The organism is Mesorhizobium sp. M1A.F.Ca.IN.020.06.1.1 (assembly GCF_004023265.1).
Lineage (GTDB): Bacteria > Pseudomonadota > Alphaproteobacteria > Rhizobiales > Rhizobiaceae > Mesorhizobium.
This window is the reverse complement of the sequence record NZ_RZSR01000423.1, coordinates 1-4961: the sequence shown is the minus strand read 5'-3', so window position 1 is coordinate 4961 and position 4961 is coordinate 1. Positions and strand designations below refer to the sequence as shown.

Annotated in this window: 6 protein-coding genes; 5 read left to right on the top strand and 1 reads right to left on the bottom strand. The window is 65.6% G+C overall.

The window, feature by feature from the left end:
• On the bottom strand, positions 1–346 hold a 346-nt coding region (locus EOA60_RS18695), incomplete at its 3' end, for a glycosyltransferase (RefSeq protein ID WP_128311714.1).
• Between the two features lie 250 nt (positions 347–596).
• On the opposite strand from EOA60_RS18695, the gene EOA60_RS18690 reads away from it, so the two are divergent.
• The 5 genes from EOA60_RS18690 to EOA60_RS18670 all read left to right on the top strand — a co-directional run.
• On the top strand, positions 597–1946 hold the full coding sequence (locus EOA60_RS18690) for an EAL domain-containing protein (RefSeq protein ID WP_067324636.1): 1350 nt from the start codon (positions 597–599) through the stop codon (positions 1944–1946).
• Between the two features lie 153 nt (positions 1947–2099).
• A complete protein-coding gene (locus EOA60_RS18685; protein ID WP_095825572.1) occupies positions 2100–2867 on the top strand; it encodes an SDR family oxidoreductase in 768 nt (255 codons plus the stop codon).
• A complete protein-coding gene (locus EOA60_RS18680; RefSeq protein WP_095825471.1) occupies positions 2864–3799 on the top strand; it encodes a 2-dehydro-3-deoxygalactonokinase in 936 nt (311 codons plus the stop codon). The genes EOA60_RS18685 and EOA60_RS18680 overlap by 4 nt, the downstream gene beginning before the upstream one ends.
• Positions 3796–4434, top strand: a complete 639-nt coding sequence (locus tag EOA60_RS18675) for a 2-dehydro-3-deoxy-6-phosphogalactonate aldolase (RefSeq protein ID WP_095776816.1) — start codon at positions 3796–3798, stop codon at positions 4432–4434. The genes EOA60_RS18680 and EOA60_RS18675 overlap by 4 nt, the downstream gene beginning before the upstream one ends.
• The coding region (locus EOA60_RS18670) for an SMP-30/gluconolactonase/LRE family protein (protein WP_164899396.1) at positions 4434–4961 on the top strand (528 nt) is incomplete at its 3' end. The genes EOA60_RS18675 and EOA60_RS18670, both read left to right, overlap by 1 nt.

Below are 4961 nucleotides of genomic sequence, written 5' to 3'. Positions count from 1 at the left end.
CCACCATGTCCGAGCGCTCGGTCAAGAGTGTGTTGATCAGCTCCGGCGCATCTTCCGGCGCGTAGGTGCCGTCGCCGTCCGCCATCACATAGATGTCGGCGTCGATGTCGGCGAACATGCGGCGCACGACATTGCCCTTGCCCTGGCGCGGTTCGCGCACGACGACCGCGCCGGCCGCGCGGGCCCTGAGCGCGGTCAGGTCCTTCGAATTGTTGTCGTAGACATAGATCGTCGCGGAGGACAGCGTCTCGCGGAAGCGCCGCACGACCTCACCGATCGTCAGCTCCTCATTGTAGCAGGGCAGGAGCACGGCGATCGCCGGCTCGTTGCGGACCTCGTGCGGCATGCCTGTCTCCGGTGCCCGGGCCCAGCCGACCAGCCGCGCCAATGCCGGTCCCAATGCCGGCGTCTCCGGGCCGCTTTACTATTTATTGAAGCTGTTAATGCCCGGTTTAAGCCTCCATCGCCAAAGACCCTGGACCGCCAGGCATGGCGCCAAGACCCTTTCGCAACTTCAGAAAATCGATTTTCCGATACCTTTCCTAAACGCTTTGCTGCCAGTCTGGTTACAAATTCCCCATCAGAACAGGGACATGATGCAAACGACGTTTGGCACCGGGCAGCCAGGCAGGGAAAACGCGGATCTGGCCTTCACCGATCCGCTGACCGGGCTTGGCAACCATCGTCGCTTTTACGACAAGGTCGATCGCCTGATCAGCGACCGCGCCGACGATCCCGCGCCCTTCACCGTTGGCATCCTCGATCTCGATGGCTTCAAGCCGATCAACGACCTGTTCGGCCACAAGGCCGGCGACGACATCCTGATCCAGGTGGCTATGCGCTTGCGTGCCTCGATGGATGGCTACTCCACCGTCTGTCGCATCGGCGCCGACGAGTTCGCCTTCCTCTACCCGATGGTGTTCAGCGAGGAGCAGGCCGCCGAAAAATCGCGCATGCTGATCGAGATCCTGTCGGCGCCCTATGATGTCGGCGAGCGCACCGCCAGATTGTCGGCTTCGGTCGGCTGCTCGCTGTTCTATTCCGGCGACGAGACCACAGAGATCCTGATCAACAAGGCCGAGACCGCGCTCTACCACGCCAAGCGCTCGGGCCGCGGCCGCGTCGTCGTCTACACACGCGAGATGGAGGAGGCCGCCAAGCGCGTCACCCGCATCGAGCAGGCGCTGCGCCGCGCCGTCTCGGCCGGCGAGGTCGAGCCGCATTTCCAGCCGATCGTCGACCTCACCAGTCGCCGCACCATCGGCTTCGAGACGCTGGCTCGCTGGACCGATCGCGATCTCGGCATGGTGCCGCCGAGCGTGTTCATTCCCATCGCCGAGGAGCGCGGCATCATCGGCCCGCTGTCGCAGCTGGTGCTGCGCAAGGCGACCGAGGCGGCTCGCAACTGGCCGAAGGACCTGTTTTTGTCCTTCAACCTGTCGCCCTCGCAGCTTGTCGATCAGAACACCGGCCTGCATATTCTGGCGATCCTCGACCGCACCGGCTTCGATCCGCGCCGGCTGGAGATCGAGATCACCGAAACCGGCCTGATGACCGACCCGGCTTCGGCCGAGAAGATCGTCGAGGATCTGCGCCGCGTCGGCATCCGCGTCTCGCTCGACGATTTCGGCACCGGCCAGTCGTCGCTCGGACGCCTGCGCGAATTCCATTTCGACAAGCTGAAGATCGATCGCGCCTTCGTTTCCTCGATCCTCGAAGACCGCCCCTCGGAACACATCATCCGTGCCATTCTCGCCATGTGCGAAGGACTCGGCATGGACGTTGTGGCCGAAGGCATCGAGGAGGAAGCGCAGGCCGACCGCCTCGTCCAGTTCGGCTGCGCGGGTGGCCAGGGGTATCTGTTCGGCAAGCCCGTCGATGCCGACGCCACGCTTGGCTATCTGCGCGATTCCTATCGCGGCGCGCTGCGCGCCAAGGCGATCTGATCGACCAACCTGCGATCCAAGCCGACCCGTCTGCGCCTCACGGAAGCGCGGCTGCTATTTTGTCAGACATATTGCCGCCGAAATCGCCTTTTCACCCTTGCTCCCGGGGCCGGCATGGCTAGGATGCGCGCCGGCCAAAGGGAGACAGAAATCATGATGCCATCGGCGCGTTTCGCCGACCTCGACGGCGCCTCGGTGTTGATCACCGGCGGCGGTTCCGGCATCGGCGCGGCGCTGACCGAGGGCTTCATGCGGCAAGGCGCCAAGGTCGCCTTCATCGACATCGCCGACAAGCCCAGCACGGCGCTGGCCGACCGTCTGGAAAGGGAGCTTGGCCGGCGTCCGCTCTATCTCAAGACCGATCTGCGCGACGTCGAGGCGCTGCGCGCCGCGGCAGCGAAGGCGGCGAAAGCGCATGGCGATGTCACGGCGCTGGTCAACAACGCCGCGCTCGACGATCGCCATGAGGTGAAGGATGTCACGGTCGAGTTCTGGGACAACAACCTGGCCATCAACCTGCGGCCGCATTTCTTCACCGCCCAGGCGGTGGCGCCGGGCATGAAGCGCGCCGGCCGCGGCTCGATCATCAATTTCAGCTCCACGTCCTACCTCATCAACCATCCCGACCTGCCGGCTTATACCGCCGCCAAGGCCGGTATCCTCGGCCTCACCAAAGGTCTTGCCGGCAAGCTCGGCGCCGACGGCATCCGCGTCAACGCGGTTGCGCCCGGCTGGGTGATCACCGAACGCCAGCGCGAGCTTTGGGTCACCGAGCAGGCGCTTGCCGCCCATGTCGCCAAGCAATGCATCAAGCAGCCCATGCAGCCCGACGACATTGTCGGTACGGTGCTGTTCCTGGCGTCGGACGCCTCGCGCATGCTGACCGCGCAAATGCTGATCGTCGACGGAGGCGTGCTGTGAGCGGCGCGCCTGCGGTCGCCGCCCTCGACTGGGGCACGACCAGGCTCAGGGCCTGGCTGCTTGACGGCGCGGGTCAGTTGCTCGCCGAGCGGCGCGGCGACGACGGCCTGATCACGGCGCGCGAAAAAGGTTTTGCGACGGTGCTGGAGGGCCATCTCGCCGCCATGGGCGCGCCGGAGTCCCTGCCCGTCATCATCTGCGGCATGGCGGGTTCCCGCCAGGGCTGGATCGAGGCGCCATACGTCACCGTGCCTGCGCCGATCGGCGCCATCTTGGCAGGCGCCGCCCGCATCGAAGGCGAGCGCCGCGACATTCGTATCGTGCCCGGCCTCGCCCAGCGCCTCGCCGACGCCCCGGATGTCATGCGCGGCGAGGAGACGCAGCTTGCCGGCGCGAATTTGCCGGCAAAGGGCCGCCACCTCGTCTGCATGCCGGGCACCCATTCCAAATGGGTCGTGGTCGAGGACGGCGCGGTCGCCGGCTTCGGCACCTGGCCGACCGGCGAGTTGTTTTCGGTATTGGCCGCGCATTCGATCCTGAAACATTCGCTGGGCGAGCATCCGGCACCGGTCACGGCGGATGGTCCGTTCTTCCGTCAGTGGTGCGAGCGCGCGCTGGGCGAAGGCGGCGATGTCACGTCAAAGCTGTTTGCGATCCGCGCCGCCGGGCTGCTGCAAGATTTGAAATCCGACGAGGCGGCGGCGTGCCTGTCCGGGCTGTTGATCGGCGGCGAGATCGCTTCGGCGAAGCGGCGCTACGGCATCAGTGAAGCGCCCGTCGTGCTGATCGCTTCCGGCGCGCTGGCTTCGCTCTATGGCGCCGCTCTTGGCTTCGCCGGTCTTGCTTTTCGGCTCGTCGATGCGGATGAAGCGGTGCGCGCCGGCCTTGTCGAAGCCGCGCGCGAGAACCGCATGATCGGAGGCGACGCGTGACGCAGACAGCACCCTTTCCGAAATTGAAACGCGGGCTGGTCGCCATCCTGCGTGGCCTCAAGCCGACCGAGGCGATCTCAATAGGCCAGGCGGTCTTCGACGCTGGCATCGAGGCGATCGAGGTGCCGCTCAATTCGCCGGAACCGTTTTCGTCGATCACCAGGATCGCGGAAGTCCTCCCCGAAACCGCACTGGTCGGCGCCGGCACGGTGCTGACGGCGGCCGATGTCGATGCCTTGCACAAGGCCGGCGGCCGGCTGCTGGTCAGCCCCAACATCGATGCCGATGTCATGGGCCGCGCCATGCAGTATGGCATGGTGACGATGCCGGGCGTGTTCACGCCCACCGAGGCCTTCCAGGCGATCAGGCTCGGTGCTTCGGCGCTTAAATTCTTCCCGGCAAGCGTGCTCGGCGCCGGCGGCATTTCGGCGATCCGCGCCGTGCTGCCGGCAACGGCGCTGATCGGCGCCGTCGGCGGCGTTTCGGACAAGGATTTTGCCGGCTACAAAGCGGTCGGCGTCAGCGTCTTCGGCCTGGGGTCGAGCCTTTATAAGCCGGGCGCCAGCGTCGATGAAGTGGCTGAGCGCGCCCGCGCCGCGGTCGCGGCCTGGGACGAAGCCTTCGGAGGGATTTGATGGACAGCGTTTCGGTCTTCAGCGATCACATTTGCCAGTTGGGGGAGGGACCGAGCTACGATCCCGGCACCGACACGCTGTTCTGGTTCGACATCGTCAATGGCAAGCTTCTGGAAAAGCCGCTCGCCGGCGCGCTGAAAATCCATGATCTCGGCGTGATGGCCAGCGCCATTGCCGTCATCGACGATGCCCGCCAGCTGATCGCCACCGAGATCGGCCTGCAGGTCCGCGATGTTGCGACCGGCAGGCTGACGCTGCACACGCCGATCGAAGCCGACAATCCGCTGACCCGCTCCAACGATTCCCGCGTCCATCCCTGCGGCGCGTTGTGGACCGGCACGATGGGCAAGGACGAGGGCAAGGGCGCCGGCGCGATCTACTGGTTCTTCAAGGGCGAGCTTCGCCGACTGTTCTCCGACATTACCGTGTCCAACTCGATCTGCTTTTCCGACGACGGGACGATCGCCTATTACACCGACACCGCGACCGGGCTTCTGATGCGCGTCGCTTGCGATCCGGCGACCGGC

Coding starts and splice junctions, on each gene's coding strand:
- EOA60_RS18690 (WP_067324636.1), top strand. CDS start 597: ATGCAAACGACGTTTGGCACCGGGCAGCCAGGCAGGGAAAACGCGGAT.
- EOA60_RS18685 (WP_095825572.1), top strand. CDS start 2,100: ATGATGCCATCGGCGCGTTTCGCCGACCTCGACGGCGCCTCGGTGTTG.